The sequence below is a fragment of the Stenotrophomonas sp. STEN033 genome, assembly GCF_056856655.1.
In genome coordinates, this window is the sequence record NZ_JBXFWM010000001.1 from 1 (window position 1) to 14,775 (window position 14,775).

General features: G+C 64.1%; 17 protein-coding genes. 9 read left to right on the forward strand and 8 right to left on the reverse strand.

The genetic code is table 11. From position 1 onward, the window contains the following. Nucleotides 1-227: 227 nt before the first annotated feature. The 3 genes from ybeY to miaB form a co-directional block, all read right to left on the reverse strand. Nucleotides 228-713: an rRNA maturation RNase YbeY gene (gene ybeY, locus AC1VXC_RS00005; protein WP_313493664.1), complete on the reverse strand. Its 486-nt coding sequence runs from the start codon at nt 711-713 to the stop codon at nt 228-230. Next, nucleotides 710-1,696: a PhoH family protein gene (locus AC1VXC_RS00010; protein WP_313169495.1), complete on the reverse strand. Its 987-nt coding sequence runs from the start codon at nt 1,694-1,696 to the stop codon at nt 710-712. Before AC1VXC_RS00010 ends, ybeY begins: the two co-directional genes overlap by 4 nt. Before the next feature lie 627 nt (nt 1,697-2,323). After that, nucleotides 2,324-3,805 carry a tRNA (N6-isopentenyl adenosine(37)-C2)-methylthiotransferase MiaB gene (gene miaB, locus AC1VXC_RS00015; protein ID WP_481539678.1) on the reverse strand — a complete coding sequence of 494 codons (1,482 nt, stop codon included), beginning with the start codon at nt 3,803-3,805 and terminating at the stop codon, nt 2,324-2,326. Between the two features lie 145 nt (nt 3,806-3,950). Between miaB and AC1VXC_RS00020 the strand changes: the two genes are divergently transcribed. From AC1VXC_RS00020 to AC1VXC_RS00045, 6 genes are all read left to right on the forward strand, one after another. Continuing rightward, nucleotides 3,951-4,874, forward strand: a complete 924-nt coding sequence (locus AC1VXC_RS00020) for a lytic transglycosylase domain-containing protein (protein WP_481539677.1) — start codon at nt 3,951-3,953, stop codon at nt 4,872-4,874. Between the two features lie 178 nt (nt 4,875-5,052). Then, a complete protein-coding gene (petA, locus tag AC1VXC_RS00025; protein ID WP_313169500.1) occupies nt 5,053-5,673 on the forward strand; it encodes a ubiquinol-cytochrome c reductase iron-sulfur subunit in 621 nt (206 codons plus the stop codon). A gap of 2 nt (nt 5,674-5,675) precedes the next feature. Beyond that, nucleotides 5,676-6,938 (forward strand): cytochrome b, encoded by a 1,263-nt coding sequence (locus AC1VXC_RS00030; RefSeq protein ID WP_313169502.1) that lies wholly within the window; start codon nt 5,676-5,678, stop codon nt 6,936-6,938. Beyond that, complete coding sequence (locus tag AC1VXC_RS00035) at nt 6,931-7,674, forward strand: cytochrome c1 (protein ID WP_313493670.1); 744 nt, start codon at nt 6,931-6,933, stop codon at nt 7,672-7,674. Before AC1VXC_RS00030 ends, AC1VXC_RS00035 begins: the two co-directional genes overlap by 8 nt. Nucleotides 7,675-7,817: 143 nt before the next feature. Continuing rightward, nucleotides 7,818-8,453 (forward strand): glutathione S-transferase N-terminal domain-containing protein, encoded by a 636-nt coding sequence (locus AC1VXC_RS00040; RefSeq protein ID WP_313169506.1) that lies wholly within the window; start codon nt 7,818-7,820, stop codon nt 8,451-8,453. Nucleotides 8,454-8,533: 80 nt separating this feature from the next. Continuing rightward, a complete protein-coding gene (locus AC1VXC_RS00045; RefSeq protein WP_313169507.1) occupies nt 8,534-8,968 on the forward strand; it encodes a ClpXP protease specificity-enhancing factor in 435 nt (144 codons plus the stop codon). Nucleotides 8,969-9,280: 312 nt separating this feature from the next. Here AC1VXC_RS00045 and AC1VXC_RS00050 read toward each other — a convergent pair whose 3' ends face one another. The 4 genes from AC1VXC_RS00050 to AC1VXC_RS00065 all read right to left on the reverse strand — a co-directional run bounded on the left by AC1VXC_RS00050 (nt 9,281) and on the right by AC1VXC_RS00065 (nt 11,863). After that, the gene (locus AC1VXC_RS00050) at nt 9,281-9,631 is read right to left on the reverse strand and encodes a DUF3301 domain-containing protein (protein WP_313169509.1); all 351 of its coding nucleotides are present in this window, start codon (nt 9,629-9,631) and stop codon (nt 9,281-9,283) included. A gap of 69 nt (nt 9,632-9,700) precedes the next feature. Then, nucleotides 9,701-10,618 (reverse strand): DUF2272 domain-containing protein, encoded by a 918-nt coding sequence (locus tag AC1VXC_RS00055; RefSeq protein WP_481538880.1) that lies wholly within the window; start codon nt 10,616-10,618, stop codon nt 9,701-9,703. Nucleotides 10,619-10,736: 118 nt separating this feature from the next. Continuing rightward, nucleotides 10,737-11,594, reverse strand: a complete 858-nt coding sequence (gene nadC / locus AC1VXC_RS00060; protein ID WP_313169510.1) for a carboxylating nicotinate-nucleotide diphosphorylase — start codon at nt 11,592-11,594, stop codon at nt 10,737-10,739. After that, nucleotides 11,594-11,863: a Trm112 family protein gene (locus AC1VXC_RS00065; protein WP_313169512.1), complete on the reverse strand. Its 270-nt coding sequence runs from the start codon at nt 11,861-11,863 to the stop codon at nt 11,594-11,596. Before AC1VXC_RS00065 ends, nadC begins: the two co-directional genes overlap by 1 nt. 59 nt (nt 11,864-11,922) lie before the next feature. Between AC1VXC_RS00065 and purE the strand changes: the two genes are divergently transcribed. From purE to AC1VXC_RS00080, 3 genes are read left to right on the forward strand one after another with little or no spacing between them, the layout of a single operon-like run. Then, nucleotides 11,923-12,426: a 5-(carboxyamino)imidazole ribonucleotide mutase gene (gene purE / locus AC1VXC_RS00070; RefSeq protein WP_313169514.1), complete on the forward strand. Its 504-nt coding sequence runs from the start codon at nt 11,923-11,925 to the stop codon at nt 12,424-12,426. Next, on the forward strand, nt 12,423-13,583 hold the full coding sequence (locus AC1VXC_RS00075; protein ID WP_481538879.1) for a 5-(carboxyamino)imidazole ribonucleotide synthase: 1,161 nt from the start codon (nt 12,423-12,425) through the stop codon (nt 13,581-13,583). The genes purE and AC1VXC_RS00075 overlap by 4 nt, the downstream gene beginning before the upstream one ends. 45 nt (nt 13,584-13,628) lie before the next feature. Beyond that, nucleotides 13,629-13,964, forward strand: coding sequence for a carboxymuconolactone decarboxylase family protein (locus AC1VXC_RS00080; protein WP_282267792.1), 336 nt, complete (start codon nt 13,629-13,631; stop codon nt 13,962-13,964). A 123-nt stretch (nt 13,965-14,087) separates the two neighbouring features. Here AC1VXC_RS00080 and AC1VXC_RS00085 read toward each other — a convergent pair whose 3' ends face one another. Beyond that, a complete protein-coding gene (locus tag AC1VXC_RS00085; protein ID WP_313169519.1) occupies nt 14,088-14,666 on the reverse strand; it encodes a superoxide dismutase in 579 nt (192 codons plus the stop codon). Nucleotides 14,667-14,775 lie beyond the last annotated feature (109 nt).

A 14,775-nucleotide genomic window follows, 5' to 3' on the forward strand; every position in this document is an offset into this window, starting at 1 on the left:
TTGCAGGAGCAAGCGTGGGTAGTGCCGAGCCATGGTCGGCTGGGGCTTTACCGGTAGAGCTTCTGCCGAGCATGGCCGGGCACTACCGGGCATTGCTGGCAATGCCTCTGCCGAGCATGGCTCGGCACTACATGGCTTTGCTGGGAAGACCTCTGCCGAGCATGGCTCGGCACTACCGGGCATTGCCAGGAAAGCTTCTGCCGAGCATGGCTCGGCACTACCTGTGCCTATTGCTCGTTGGCGTAGGGGTCGGCGATGCCCAGGTCGGCCAGGATCTCGCGCTCCAGCTGTTCCATGGCCTCGGCTTCCTTGTCGTCCTCGTGATCCCAGCCGAGCAGGTGCAACACACCATGGACGGTGAGGTGGGCGTAGTGGGCGTTGAGCGCCTTGTCCTGTTCCTCGGCCTCGCGGGCGACCACCGGCGCGCAGATCACAAGGTCACCCAGCAACGGGAACTTCACCCCCTTGGGCAGGCCTTCGGGCAGCTCGGCCGGAAAGCTGAGTACGTTGGTGGCGTAGTCCTTACCCCGGTAGTGGCGGTTCAGTGACTGGCCTTCCTTGGCGTCGACCACGCGGATGGCCAGATCCGCTTCGCGGATGCGGCCTTTCAAGGCGGCTGCCACCCAGCGGCGGAAGCTCACCGCTGCCGGCAGGCCGGCGCGGGGCAGGGCGTAGCTGACCGCGACATCAAGACGCACAGGACCCTTGGTCATTCACTTGCTCCGGGTTTGACCTGTTGCAGATCGCGACGGTCATAGGCGCTGACGATACGGGCCACCAGGGGGTGGCGTACCACGTCGCGCGATTCAAAGAAGGTGAAGCTGACGCCGTCCACGCCGCGCAGTACCTCGATGGCATCGCGCAGGCCGGATTTGACGTGCTTGGGCAGGTCGGTCTGGGTCAGGTCGCCGGTGACAACCGCGGTCGAGCCAAAGCCGAGGCGGGTCAGGAACATCTTCATCTGCTCGATGGTGGTGTTCTGGGCCTCGTCGAGGATCACGAAGGCGTCATTGAGGGTGCGGCCGCGCATATAGGCCAGCGGCGCGATCTCGATGACATTCTTCTCCAGCAGCTTGGCCACCTTTTCCACGCCCAGCATTTCGTACAGGGCGTCGTACAGCGGGCGCAGGTAAGGGTCGACCTTCTGGGTCAGGTCGCCGGGCAGGAAGCCCAGTTTCTCGCCGGCTTCAACTGCCGGGCGCACCAGGATCAGCCGCTGCACGCGTGATTCGTTCAGTGCGTCGACCGCCATCGCCACCGCCAGGAAGGTCTTGCCAGTACCGGCCGGGCCGATGCCGAAGCTGATGTCGTGGGTGGCGATCTGGTGCAGGTACTTGGACTGGTTTGCACCGCGCCCGCGCACCGTGCCGCGCTTGACCTTGACTGCTACTTCCTGTGCTTCATAGGCCTGCTCGGTCACGTGATCGACATTGGCGCGGTTCAGGCGCAGATGGATGGCGTGGCTGTCGAAGACGGTGTCGGCCGCCTCGGCGTACAGCGCCTTGAGCAGTTTTTCCGCTTCCAGCGCGGTCTTGCCCGGGCCGCTGACGCGGAAGACATGGCCGCGGTTGGCAACCTCCACGCCCAGTTTGAGTTCGACCTGGCGCAGATGTTCGTCGAAGGGTCCGGCCAGGTTGGCCAGCCGTTCGTTGTCAACGGGGTCAAGAGTGAAGTCGCGATGCGTCGTGGTGGTCATTTTTACTAACGGTTACTGGCCGGCGAAGCCGTGCCTTGGACCCGAGAAGGGTACCCCTGCGGCCCGTCGACCACCAGCGGGGTCGCGGTTCTCAGTGTTCTCCACAGTCGATGTGGATGTGGCGTGGGCCAAGCTGTGGATATCCCTGTCCGGCCCTTGCGGCATAAGCCTCTTGGCGCGTTGGTTAAAAAACTGCCACATTCGATGGTTTGCAGGTAACAAGTTGTCCACAATTTGTGTGGATCGATTCGGGATGAACATGTGGATAACCGCGCGCAGCCCAATAACGGCGGGCTCCGGGTCGGTGTGGCGAATAAATGACCGCTGTGCCGGGGCAAAGGCGAACGGCAAGAGGTGAGAACGGGCCGTACCGGCTTTTCAAAGCAGAAGCGAACAACGACAGCTGCTCCCCTCTCCCGCTGGCGGGGTGAGAGGGGTGGCTTGCGGGCCACGGATTCGCGGCCCAGCGAACGACCTTGCGCCAAGCGCAAGGTCTGTGGCGGAGCGGGGGCAGGGGTGAAGGCGCTCCTGCTTTGGATCGGTGAACTTCGGCCCCAACCCTCGCGGGCCATGGTCCGCAGGAAGCAGGCCCGCCAACCAGACCCGACAATCCGGAGCCAGTCGGCCTCAGTCCTGCGTAACCACCCGCCCGCGCAACGAATTACTGAAGGCTTCGGTGATCAACACATCCACAAACTGGCCTATCAGACGCGAACTGGCCGGGAAGTTCACCGAACGCATGTTCTCGGTCTTGCCGGTCAGCTCATTCGGGTCCTTGCGCGAAGGGCCCTCGACCAGCACGTTCTGTACCGTGCCGACCATGCGCGCGGAGATGCCGGCTGCGTGCTCGTTGATATGTGCCTGCAAACGCGACAGCCGGGCGTGCTTGTCGGCGTCGCTGGTGGTGTCTTCCAGGTCGGCCGCCGGGGTGCCGGGGCGACGCGAATAGATGAAGGAGAAGCTCTGGTCGAAGCCCACGTCCTCGATCAGCTTCATGGTCTTCTCGAAATCGGCATCGGTTTCACCGGGGAAGCCAACGATGAAGTCCGAGCTGATCGAGATGTCCGGGCGGACCGCGCGCAGCTTGCGGATCTTGGCCTTGAACTCCAGCGCGGTGTAGCCGCGCTTCATCGCGCTGAGCACGCGGTCGCTGCCGGCCTGTACCGGCAGGTGCAGGTAGTTGGCCAGTTTCGGCACGTCGCGGTAGGCGTCCACCAGCGAATCACTGAACTCCAGCGGGTGCGAGGTGGTGAAGCGGATGCGGCCGATGCCGTCGATTTCGGCAAGGGTGCGGATCAGGAGGCCGAGGTCGGCAATCTCACCGTCGCCGTAGGGGCCGCGGTAGGCGTTGACGTTCTGGCCGAGCAGGTTGATCTCGCGCACGCCTTGCTCGGCCAACTGTGCGCATTCCACCACCACGTCCTCGAACGGGCGGCTGACCTCGGTGCCGCGGGTGTAGGGCACCACACAGAACGAGCAGTACTTGGAGCAGCCTTCCATGATCGAGACGAAGGCCGAGGGGCCCTCGGCGCGCGGTTCGGGCATGCGGTCGAACTTCTCGATCTCCGGGAAGCTGATGTCGACCTGCGGCTTGTTCTGCTCGCGGCGGGCGCGGATCAGCTCCGGCAGGCGATGCAGGGTCTGCGGGCCAAACACAAGGTCCACGTAGGGCGCGCGCTTGACGATGGCTTCGCCTTCCTGCGAGGCCACGCAGCCGCCGACGCCGATGATGACGTCGCGGCCATTGGCCTTGAGCGCCTTCCAGCGGCCGAGCTGGCTGAATACCTTTTCCTGTGCCTTCTCGCGGATGGAGCAGGTGTTGACCAGCACCACGTCGGCTTCTTCGGGGTTGTCGGTCAGCTCCAGGCCCTCGGCGGCGGCGAGTACGTCGGCCATCTTGGTCGAGTCGTACTCGTTCATCTGGCAACCGTGGGTCTTGATATAGAGCTTTCCGCGCGATGGCGAGCCATCGCTGGGCTTGCCGCGCGCGCCGCCGGCAACCGTCGGCCGCTGGCCGGGCAGGGGAATCAGTTCGGGTGTGGTCATTTCAACAGTAGGCACGGCGGAGCCGGCCGTGATCGGCAGGGGAGTTGCTGGCGTCCCGGGCATGGCGCTTATTCCAGACGGGTGGGCGGGCACGCAGCCACTGGGGCTGCATTCGTAGCCGCCTATTGTATCGGCCCGCGGGCCCGAGCACGAAAGCCGCTGCGTCAAATACTTGGCAAGCCCCGGCGAAGCTGGGAGACTCCCGCCCATGAAGGGGATTTTGGGGATCACCGGCATTCTCGCTGCAGCATTGGTCGCCTCGCCGGCCAGTGCCGGCACGCTGTACAAGTGTGTCGGCAGCGATGGGGTGCCCAATTACGTCAGCAAACGCGTCAGTGGCGCGAGCTGCAGCGTGGTCAGCAGTTATCGGCCGACCCGCGACGTGCCGCGTTATGTGCCGCCGACCCCGGCGCCCGTCGCCACCCCGGTAGCTGCTGCTGCGGCTCCGGCGAGCCAAGCCAATGACAGTTCGACGGCGGTGGCTGCACAGGCTGCCCCCACCGCAGTGCCACCCACACCAGCGCCAACAACGGCAGGACGGGTGCAGCGGGTGATCAGTGGTCAGGTCTACTCCTATATGAAGGATGGGGTGCGCCACTACACCAGCAGCCGGCCGGCTCAGGTGGCCAACATCGGCGCGGTGCGTACCATCCAGTACAGCTATATCGAGCGCTGTTTTGCCTGCGGCGTGAACTCCCGGGTCAACTTCGGCTCGGTGCGCCTGAACACCCAGGCCTACAGCACCGAGATCGCCTCGGCCGCACGCGAATTCGGTGTTGAGGAAGCGGTGGTGCGGGCCATCATCCATGCCGAATCGGCGTTCAATCCGACGGCGCTCAGCCGTGCCGGTGCCCAGGGCCTGATGCAGTTGATGCCTCCCACGGCGCGACGCTTTGGCGTGTCCGATTCCTATGACGCGGGCCAGAACATCCGCGGGGGCGTTCAATACCTGTCGTGGTTGCTGCGTCGTTTCAATGGCAACCTCACCCTGGCTGCGGCCGGTTACAACGCCGGTGAAGGTGCCGTGGACCGTCATGGCGGTGTCCCCCCTTACAAGGAAACCCAGTACTACGTGCAGCGTGTCGCGCAGTTGGCCGATCGCTACCGTGGCGAGCTGGCCACGCGCCAGTAAGTAGACCCTCGACGTTTCTGTTGCAGCAGGCCGTGACAAATTTCGCGGACTGGTGTTTGATCGCGTTGTGTGACCGTTAAGCGTTCCGCTACACTCGGGAACGATTCGATTCAGAGCGGGATGGCCCCCACCAGACCGCTGGCAGCCTCTAGCTACCTAATCAATATCGGAGTGCCGGATGGCAAACGATGGGGTAAATGATCCAGTCAACACCGGACGTCGGCGGTTTTTGACAGCGACCACAGCAGTGGTCGGGGCAGTCGGCGTTGGTTTCGCAGCAGTTCCTTTCATCAAGTCGTGGAATCCCAGCGCCCGCGCCAAACTGGCCGGTGCCCCGGTGACGGCCGATATCAGCGCGTTGCAGGAAGGCCAGCGGCTGATCCTGGAGTGGCGCGGCCAGCCTATCTGGATCGTCAAGCGTTCCAAGGCCATCCTGCAGGCATTGCCTACCCTGGATGCGCGGCTCAAGGATCCGGAATCCGGCAACAAGGACCAGCAACCGGATTACGTGCTGAAGGCCAATCCCGAGTTCCGCTCGATCAAGCCGGATATCTCCGTGCTGGTAGGTCTGTGTACCCACCTGGGCTGTTCACCGGAGATGGTGGCCGAGATCCGCCCCGAGCCTTATGACGCACAGTGGAAGGGGGGCTATTTCTGCCCCTGCCACAAATCGCGCTTCGACATGTCCGGACGCGTGTTCCAGGACGTGCCCGCGCCGATCAACCTGCTGGTGCCGCCGCATCACTATGTGGATGACAACACCATCGTCATTGGCGTCGATCCGCAGGGGGCAGCCTGATCATGGCCGACAATATCCTTAGCCGTACCGCCACTGGCGTGGCCAACTGGGTCAACGAGCGTGCGCCTGGGCTGATGCCGGTCTACCGCAAGCACGTCAGCGAGTACTACGCGCCGAAGAACTTCAACTTCTGGTATTACTTCGGCTCGTTGGCGATGGTGATCCTGGTCAACCAGATCGTCACCGGCATCTTCCTGACGATGCACTTCAAGCCCAGCGCGGCCGAGGCGTTCGCGTCGGTCGAGTACATCATGCGTGACGTGGAGTGGGGCTGGCTGATCCGCTACATGCACAGCACCGGTGCCTCGCTGTTCTTCATCGTGGTTTACCTGCACATGTTCCGCGGCTTGATGTACGGCAGTTACAAGAAGCCGCGTGAGCTGGTGTGGATCCTGGGCATGCTGATCTACCTGGTGCTGATGGCCGAAGCCTTCATGGGTTATGTGCTGCCCTGGGGCCAGATGTCGTTCTGGGGTGCCAAGGTGATCATCTCGCTGTTCGGTGCCATCCCGGTGATCGGCAATGGCCTGACCGAATGGATCATGGGTGATTACCTGCCCGGTGATGCCACCCTCAACCGCTTCTTCGCCCTGCACGTCATCGCCATGCCGCTGGTGCTGTTGCTGCTGGTGGTGCTGCACCTCGGCGCATTGCACGAAGTGGGTTCAAACAATCCCGATGGTGTGGAAATCAAGAAGGGTCCCAAGGGCAATCGCTGGTCGCCGACCGCGCCGGCCGATGGCATCCCGTTCCATCCGTATTACACGGTCAAGGACCTGGTGGGTGTCGGCTTCCTGCTGACCCTGGCGGCCTTCATCATCTTCTTCGCGCCGGTGTTCGGCGGCCTGTTCCTTGAGCATGACAACTTCACCGAGGCCAACCGGCTGGTGACGCCGGAGCACATCAAGCCGGTCTGGTACTACACGCCGTACTACGCCATGTTGCGGGTGGTGCCGAACAAGCTCGGTGGTGTGATGGTGATGTTCTCGGCCATCGCCATCCTGTTCCTGGTGCCCTGGCTGGACAAGGCCAAGGTCAAGTCGGTGCGTTACCGTGGCCCGATTTCCAAGGTGATGCTGGGCATTCTGGTGGTGTGCTTCGTCTGGCTGGGGGTGATTGGCTCCGGTCCGGGCACGGCGATCTGGGAGACCTGGGTGGGTCGCGTGCTGACCTTCCTGTACTTCGCCTTCTTCATCACCATGCCGCTGTGGACCAAGATCGACAGCACCAAGCAGGTACCGGACCGGGTGACGACGCATGACTGACAAATGGATTGTGCGGTTGGCCATGGCTGCCGCGATGTTGTTCTGTGTCCCGGCACTGGCCGCAGGTGGTGGCAAGCTGATGCAGGCCGGCAACGATCTGGGCGATCGTGCGTCGCTGCAGCGTGGTGCCCAGGCCTATATGAGCTATTGCTCGGGCTGTCATTCGCTCAAGTACCTGCGTTACTCCCGCATGGGTGAGGACCTGGAGTTGACCGAACAGCAGGTGATGGACAACCTGAACTTCACCGGCGCCGCCTACGGCGAGCAGATCCAGGTGGCGATGCCGCACGATGAGGCGACCAAGTGGTTCGGCAAGATGCCGCCGGACCTGAGCCTGATCTCGCGGGTACGTGGCAGTGACTGGATATACAGCTACCTGAAATCGTTCTATGTCGATGAATCGCGACCGCTGGGCTGGAACAACAGCGTGTTTCCGAATGCCTCCATGCCCAACCCGTTGTGGGAGTTGCAAGGCATGCAGCATGCGATCCATGGCAAGGCCGAGCAGGAAGGCATTGATCCGCCGGTCGTGGGTTTCAAGCTTGCATCACCGGGCAAGGTTGATCCGCGGGCGTATGACCAGACGGTCCGCGACATCACCAATTTTCTCGAATACGCCGGCGAGCCGGCGGCATTGAAGCGGCAGAGCCTGGGTGTGTGGGTGGTGTTGTTCCTGGCCCTGCTCACGTTCCTGGCCTATCTGGTCAAGACCGAGTACTGGAAAGACGTGCATTGAGGTGGGTGCAGGCCGGGGACTGTGCGCAGAGGCCCTTGGCAACTGCGCCTGTGGCTTGGCACACTCGGGTAACCGTGGTCACCGTCGGCAATGTGCTGGCGGGGCCGTAAGGTTGGCGGAATCCGACCGATGGAGAGCCTTTGATGGCGGCGAGTGTGCGTATGCGTAATACCCTGACCTTGTTCTCTGCAAACGACGATGCCCTGTGTCATCGGGTGCGGTTGGTGCTGGCGGCCAAGGGCGTGACTTACGATCTGGTGCCGGTCGACGCGCAGAACCCGCCGGAAGACCTGATCGACCTGAACCCGTATCACTCCGTGCCGACCCTGGTTGAGCGTGAGTTGGTGCTGTATGCGGCTTCGGTGGTCAGCGAATATCTGGATGAGCGCTATCCGCACCCGCCGTTGATGCCGGTCGACCCGCTGTCGCGGGCGCGGTTGCGGCTGGCGATGCTGCGCATCGAGCATGATTGGGTGCCGCAGGTGCAGGCCATTCAGATGGGCAACAAGACCCAGGCCGAGGCGGGTCGCAAGCGTTTGAAGGAGCTGGTGGCACAGTCGGTGCCGCTGTTCAAGGCCTCGAAGTTCTTCCTCAACCCGGAAATGAGCCTGGCCGATTGCGCGATCGCGCCCATCATCTGGCGCCTGGAGTCACTGGGGGTGGCACTGCCCAAGGATGGGAAGGCGATCGAGGACTATGGCAACCGTATCTTCCGGCATCCGGGTTTCGTCCGCAGCCTGACCGACCAGGAAAAGAAGTTGCGCGAACTGCCGGGCTGAGCTGCTGTCGGCTGTATCCGAACTAATCGATCACCGCCGGCAGTCGGTGATCGTGCGTCAATGACGCGTACACTTGTGCCATGACTGAAGAAACTTTCCGGATGAGCAGCCACCGCCCGTATCTGTTGCGGGCGCTGGTGGAGTGGATCAACGACAATGGCATGACGCCGCACGTGATGGTCGATGCTGGAGTCCCTGGCGTGCAGGTGCCGAGCAGCGCGGTCAAGGAGGAGCGGGTGGTGCTCAATATCGCCGAGCGCGCCGTTGTTGGCCTGCATATCGACAATGATGCGGTGAGTTTCACGGCGCGTTTTTCCGGAACCAGTTTCCCGGTATACGTACCCATTGCCGCGGTGCTGGCGGTCTACGCACGCGAGACGGGGCAGGGCATGGCGTTGCCGGACGATATCCCCGGTACTGACACCAGTCCTGACGATGACGATACGCCGCCGACCGATCCGCCTGAGCGTCCGCAGCCAGCCGCAAAGCGCCCGTTCCTGCGGGTCGTCAAATGATTCCACCGCCGCCGCAAGGCGGCGGTTTTGTTTGGGCTCTGTGTAGTGCCGAGCCACGCTCGGCTGGGGCTTTCCACGCGAGGCCAGCAGCTGCTTGCGGGAGCGGCGTCAGCCGCGAAGCCAAGGTTCTGTCAGGTCGTTGGCATGTCCGCAACTTCCAGTGCATCAGCTTCGCGGCTGACGCCGCTCCTGCAAAGGTGCATGCAGTCCGCCAGATGTTTCGGTAAAGCCACTGCCGAGCATGGCTCGGCACTACGGTTCGGGTGTGCTGGTAAGGCCTCTGCCGAGCATGGCTCGGCACTACCGGTTGGATCAGATGTCTTCGGCTTCTTCGGTGCTTTTGCGCAGGCGGCCGATCTGCGCGGCGGCAGGGCCGCTGAAGGAAATCAATTCGCGGCCGCGCAGGACCATGCGGCCGGTGTGACGATCCTGGCCATCATAGGAATAGTCGAAACGGAAGCTGCGCTCGAAGCCAACCCAGCCATTGGGCAGGCGACACAGGCGCAGGCCGGTGCTGTGCACGCTCTGGTCCAGCCATTGCACGTCGGCGGCGCGGCAGGCGTTGCGGCCCAGTTCGGTGGCGCGGTCGGCAGCGGCGCGGGAGCGGTCCCAGAAAGCAAAACCAATCGCGCCGACAATCATCAGGATGAGAAGGGTAGGCATGCACGCACTTTAGGCGATCCGCTCACGCCTGCGCAGCTATTTCGTTGGCCGCGAACGCGTGCGCGGGCTTCAGTGGGTGACCGGTGCCGGGATGGGTTCGTCTGGTGGTGGCGGCAAGGGTGCGGTGGAGTTGAACGTCGGCGTTGGGGTGGTCGCGGTCAGCTTCAGCAGCGCTGCCCAGTCCTGTCGGTTGAGGTTGCATTCTTCCTCCTGCCCCGGCGAGCAGCTGGTCTCGACCGGATAACCGGATGCCTGCGCGGCGTTGGCTTTGGGCAGTTCGAGCAGGCCGGTACGGTCAAGCATGAGCTTGCGCATGACCACCGAGTTGGCGACGTTGCCGCCGACCAGGTAAAGCGTGCGGTCCCCGCCCATGTTGGCGCTGACCACGATCTCGCAATGCGATTTCCAGTTGCCAGCGCGGCCACTGCCCAGTGCCTGGATCAGTCCTGCGTAGTTCAAGGTACTGCTGCGGTCGCGCAGGAAGCACAGCATGTCGCCGGGGGCGGGCTTCTCGCTTGCCGGGTCGGCCAGCCGATAGGGCGTGCCATTGCTGCCGCTCTGGTAGGCAGCGCGGATGTAGTCGATATGTCGGGGTGAGCGGGTGAAGCCCGGCACGGCGGCGCGCGTCATCACCCAGGAGATGAAGGCGGCCGACCATGGGTTGTCGATCAGGAAGGCGCGGCAATCGCTGTCGGTATACCGGTTGCCTGCCGGCTGCGCACAGCTGCTGGCGCCGGCGATGGCACCCATCGGGCCAAGCGTGCCGCTATCGCGCCAATAGCCGACAACGCGCTGCCAGGCGATCAGGCCATTGTCGGCCAGATGCTCGTTCTCGGCTTCCGTAACGCCGAGGCTGGCGATGCGGCCCTCACGGTCGATGAAGGGGCGATACCACAACCGGTGTTCACCGCAGGCCGTCGCGACGACGGCTTTGGCGGTTTCGCTCAGGCCATAGCGCGGCGGCACATCACAGGCTTCGGCCGCCATCGCCGGCAGGGCGGGCAGCAGCAGGGTCAGGCCGCACAACAGAAATCGATATGCCACAGCAGGCTCCGCGAGGGATATTGGGGGAGTGTCGCAGCGGGGGACGTGTGCGTGCCGTGAGTCAGCCCGGGGGCGGGCCCAGCTTCAGCGACAGATCGATGGCCTGCACGTGCTTGGTCAGCCCGCCAATGGAAATGCAGTCCACGCCATCTTCGGCAATGGCGCGCAGCGTGGTCATGTCGACGCTGCCGGAGACTTCCAGAGGAATCCGCCCGGCCGTGATGCGCACGGCATCGCGCCGCATCGCCGCGCTGAAGTCGTCGATCAGGATGCGCTCGCAACCGGCGGCCAAGGCTTCCTGCAACTGTTGCAGGTCCTCGACTTCGACCACCAGCGGCAGTTTGGGTTGTTGCGCGCGTGCGGCGTGCACGGCAGCGGTCAACGAGCCGGCGGCGCGAATGTGGTTTTCCTTCAGCATCACCGTATCGAACAGGCCGATGCGATGGTTGTCGCCGCCACCGCAGCGCACCGCGTACTTCTGCGCCAGGCGCAGGCCGGGCAGGGTCTTGCGGGTGTCGAGGATGCGTGCCCTGGTGCCGGCTACCGCCGCGACGTAGCCGGCGGTGATGGTGGCGGTGCCGGACAGGGTCTGCAGGAAGTTGAGCGAGGTCCGTTCGGCGCTGACCAGGCTGCGGCTGCGTCCACTCAGGGTTGCCAGCACCGTGCCGGCGCTGACGCGGTCACCTTCCAGTACCCGCCAGTCGATCCGTACCTGCGGGTCCAGCGCACGATGGGTGGCGTCGAACCAGGGGCGGCCGGCGATCACCGCATCCTGCTTGCACAGCAGGTAGGCGATATCGGCGACATCGGGCAGCAGCGCGGCAGTGACGTCGCCGCTGCCGATGTCCTCGGCCAGGGCGCGGGCGACATCGGCGTCAATCTGTTCCTGTGGCGGGGCCAGCGGCGGGTGCGGCAGCATTATTTGGCCGGGAAGTCGGTGATCTGGGCGGTGGCGATGGCTTCGTCGGCCAGCAGCACCGGGATGCCGTCATCGACGCGGAAAACCTGCTTGCGGTCGCCGGTAACCAGGGCTTCGCGCAGGGGCTGGGCCTGAGCGCTGCCGTCGGCGCGGGTCACGCTGCCGGCGCTGATGGCACGGTTGAGGGCTTCCAGGCCGGCGTTTTCCAGCACGAACAGCGGCTGGCGGGTATCGGGGGAAACGAGCAGGTCGAGCAGTTTGCGGTCCATCAGGTCGTGGTCTTGCTGGGAAGACGGCTAGAATACGTCTTTGCAGCAGGTGACGGCCAATGACCCTCGACCACCCCGCGCCGCTAGTCGGCATCGTGATGGGTTCCCGCTCAGACTGGGAAACCATGCAGCACGCCGCCCAGAAGCTTGATGCTTTGGGCGTTCCCTACGAAGTGAAGGTAGTTTCCGCGCACCGTACCCCGGATGTGCTGTTCAGCTACGCCGAGCAGGCGGGCCCGCGTGGTCTGCGCGCGATCATCGGTGGGGCTGGTGGTGCAGCGCACCTGCCGGGCATGCTGGCTGCCAAGACTGCGGTGCCGGTGCTGGGCGTGCCGGTGCAGTCCAAGGCACTCAATGGCATGGATTCGTTGCTGTCGATCGTGCAGATGCCGGCCGGTATCCCGGTGGCGACCTTTGCCATTGGCAACGCTGGCGCATCCAATGCGGCCCTGTTCGCCGCGGCCATGCTGGCGGCCGAGCAGCCGCAGATTGGCGCTGCGCTGGACGCCTTCCGCACGCGCCAGACCGAAGATGTGATGGCTGCGGACGATCCGCGCCAATGATTACGGTTGGCATTCTCGGTGGCGGGCAACTGGCCCGGATGATGGCGCTGGCGGGAGCTCCGCTGGGACTGCGCTTCATGGTGTTCGATCCGGCGGCCGATGCCTGCGCGGGGCAGGTGGCGCCGTTGCAGGTGGGCAACTTCGATGACACCCAGGCGCTGGCTGAGTTCGCTGCCAAGGTCGACGTGATCACCTTCGACTTCGAAAATGTGCCTGCGGCGAGCGCGCGCTGGCTGGCCGAGCGCAAGCCGGTGTTCCCGAATCCGGCCGCATTGGCGGTGGCGCAGGACCGGCTCAGCGAAAAGACCTTGTTCCAGGAACTGGGCATCGCGCTGCCGGCATTTGCCGACATCCGCAGCCGGGATGAACTGGCGGCCAAGGTCGCCGAGTTCGGCATGCCCTGCATCCTCAAGACCCGTCGGCTGGGCTATGACGGCAAGGGCCAGTTTCGCATCCGCGAAGCGGCGGATATCGATGCAGCCTGGCAGACGCTGGGCACGCAGGTCGACAAGACCGGGCTGATACTCGAGGGTTTCGTGGCGTTTGACCGCGAAATCAGCGTGGTCGCCGTGCGTGGCCGCGACGGTGAGTTCCGTGCCTGGCCGCTGACCGCCAACTGGCACGTGGATGGTGTGTTGTCGGCCAGCCTGGCGCCGGCGGCGCTGTCTGCCGATCAGCAGGCCACTGCGATCGCCTATGCACGCCGCGTTGCCGAGCGCCTGGATTATGTAGGCGTATTCGCGCTGGAGCTGTTCTGTCGTGGCGATGCGTTGTTGGCCAACGAAATGGCGCCGCGCGTACACAACTCGGGCCATTGGACCAGCGACGGCGCTGAAACCTCGCAGTTCGAGAACCACATCCGCGCCGTACTTGGCCTGCCCTTGGGCGATACCCGCATGCTCGGCCACGCCTGCATGCTGAACTGGCTGGGGCAGATGCCCGACGCCAAGGCCGTGCTGGGCGAGGCTGCCGGTCACTGGCATGACTACGGCAAGCAGGCCCGCGAAGGTCGCAAGGTCGGCCACGCCAACCTGCGGGATGACGCGCCGGCGGCTTTGGCGGATGCTTTGGCGCGCGTCGGTGAGGCCTTGGGCCGGCAGGCGCAGGTCGCACCGGTGGTTGATGTCCTGCGTCGCGGCGCCATGACGGCGAGCTAATCATTGCCGGCGTAAGGTTCTCCCGTCCCAACTGGAGAACCTGCCATGCTCGACTGGAACGATTACCGCCGTGAGTTGAAGGGCCGCATCGGTGAGCTGGGCAAGCTCTCGCCGGATACGCTCAAGGGCTATATCACCTTGAGCGGGGCGGGTGCGCAGACCAATCACCTGGACGGCAAGACCCGCGAGTTGATCGCGCTGGCGGTGGCGGTGACCACGCGCTGCGATGGCTGCATCACCACCCATGTGGACGCGGCCTTGAAGCAGGGTGCCAGTCGCGAGGAGATCGCCGAAGCGCTCGGCGTGGCGGTGGCGCTCAATGCCGGTGCGGCGCTGGTCTATTCGGCGCGCGTGCTGGACGCGGTGGCTGCGCACGAGTGAGGCGGGTGGTGCTTTTGGCTCACTCAGGGAACTTTCAACTCGTCATTCCAGCCTGCGCGGGAATGACGAGTAGCGGATTTGGTCGCGAAATGCGGAACGCGAACCTGCTGGCTCCAAACAAGTTCAGCGAAGCTGCGCGGCTACAAAATCCCAGTTCACCAGCTTCCAGAACGCCTGTAGAAAACGCGCGCGATCATTCTGGTAGTCGCTGTAATACGCGTGCTCCCATACATCACAGACCAATAGTGGCGTGCTGTCGCCGGTCAATGGGGTGTTGGCGTTGCGGGTGCTGACGATGGCCAGCTTGCCGTCCGGGTGCTGCACCAGCCAGGTCCAGCCCGAGCCGAACACGCCCAGGGCCGCCCGATTGAATTCCTCGCGCAGCTTCTGCACGTCGCCGAACTGGCGATTGATGTGCTCGGCCAATACGCCGTGCGGGTCGCCGCCTGCGCGCGGATGCAGGCACTGCCAGAAAAAGTCGTGGTTCCACGCCTGCGCTGCCGCCTGGAACAGGCTGCCCTGGCTGTTGCGTACGATTTCCTCCAGCGACTGTGCATCCAGCTCGGTGCCGGCGATGCGTGCATTGACCGTCTCCACATAGCCACGGTGGTGCCGACCGTGATGCAGATCCAATGTTTCGGCAGAGATGTGTGGCTGCAGCGCGGTTCGGGAGTAGGGTAGTTCAGGCAGTTGGACGGGCATCGGGCATTCTTTTCGGGGCAGGGCGCCGGGAGTCGGCCGGCTCGGCTTACAATGGTCAACCACGGGAAAGTCTATCCGACCAGGACGGGCCGTTCTTTCGCAGTAGGGA

Excerpts from the sequence above, each read along its gene's own strand:
- petA (WP_313169500.1), top strand. The coding sequence starts at position 5,053 with ATGGCAAACGATGGGGTAAATGATCCAGTCAACACCGGACGTCGGCGG.
- miaB (WP_481539678.1), bottom strand. The coding sequence starts at position 3,805 with ATGCCCGGGACGCCAGCAACTCCCCTGCCGATCACGGCCGGCTCCGCC.
- AC1VXC_RS00040 (WP_313169506.1), top strand. The coding sequence starts at position 7,818 with ATGGCGGCGAGTGTGCGTATGCGTAATACCCTGACCTTGTTCTCTGCA.
- AC1VXC_RS00050 (WP_313169509.1), bottom strand. The coding sequence starts at position 9,631 with ATGCCTACCCTTCTCATCCTGATGATTGTCGGCGCGATTGGTTTTGCT.
- AC1VXC_RS00030 (WP_313169502.1), top strand. The coding sequence starts at position 5,676 with ATGGCCGACAATATCCTTAGCCGTACCGCCACTGGCGTGGCCAACTGG.
- AC1VXC_RS00065 (WP_313169512.1), bottom strand. The coding sequence starts at position 11,863 with ATGGACCGCAAACTGCTCGACCTGCTCGTTTCCCCCGATACCCGCCAG.
- AC1VXC_RS00045 (WP_313169507.1), top strand. The coding sequence starts at position 8,534 with ATGACTGAAGAAACTTTCCGGATGAGCAGCCACCGCCCGTATCTGTTG.
- ybeY (WP_313493664.1), bottom strand. The coding sequence starts at position 713 with ATGACCAAGGGTCCTGTGCGTCTTGATGTCGCGGTCAGCTACGCCCTG.
- AC1VXC_RS00080 (WP_282267792.1), top strand. The coding sequence starts at position 13,629 with ATGCTCGACTGGAACGATTACCGCCGTGAGTTGAAGGGCCGCATCGGT.
- AC1VXC_RS00055 (WP_481538880.1), bottom strand. The coding sequence starts at position 10,618 with ATGGCGGCCGAAGCCTGTGATGTGCCGCCGCGCTATGGCCTGAGCGAA.
- AC1VXC_RS00010 (WP_313169495.1), bottom strand. The coding sequence starts at position 1,696 with ATGACCACCACGACGCATCGCGACTTCACTCTTGACCCCGTTGACAAC.
- AC1VXC_RS00075 (WP_481538879.1), top strand. The coding sequence starts at position 12,423 with ATGATTACGGTTGGCATTCTCGGTGGCGGGCAACTGGCCCGGATGATG.
- nadC (WP_313169510.1), bottom strand. The coding sequence starts at position 11,594 with ATGCTGCCGCACCCGCCGCTGGCCCCGCCACAGGAACAGATTGACGCC.
- AC1VXC_RS00020 (WP_481539677.1), top strand. The coding sequence starts at position 3,951 with ATGAAGGGGATTTTGGGGATCACCGGCATTCTCGCTGCAGCATTGGTC.
- purE (WP_313169514.1), top strand. The coding sequence starts at position 11,923 with ATGACCCTCGACCACCCCGCGCCGCTAGTCGGCATCGTGATGGGTTCC.
- AC1VXC_RS00085 (WP_313169519.1), bottom strand. The coding sequence starts at position 14,666 with ATGCCCGTCCAACTGCCTGAACTACCCTACTCCCGAACCGCGCTGCAG.
- AC1VXC_RS00035 (WP_313493670.1), top strand. The coding sequence starts at position 6,931 with ATGACTGACAAATGGATTGTGCGGTTGGCCATGGCTGCCGCGATGTTG.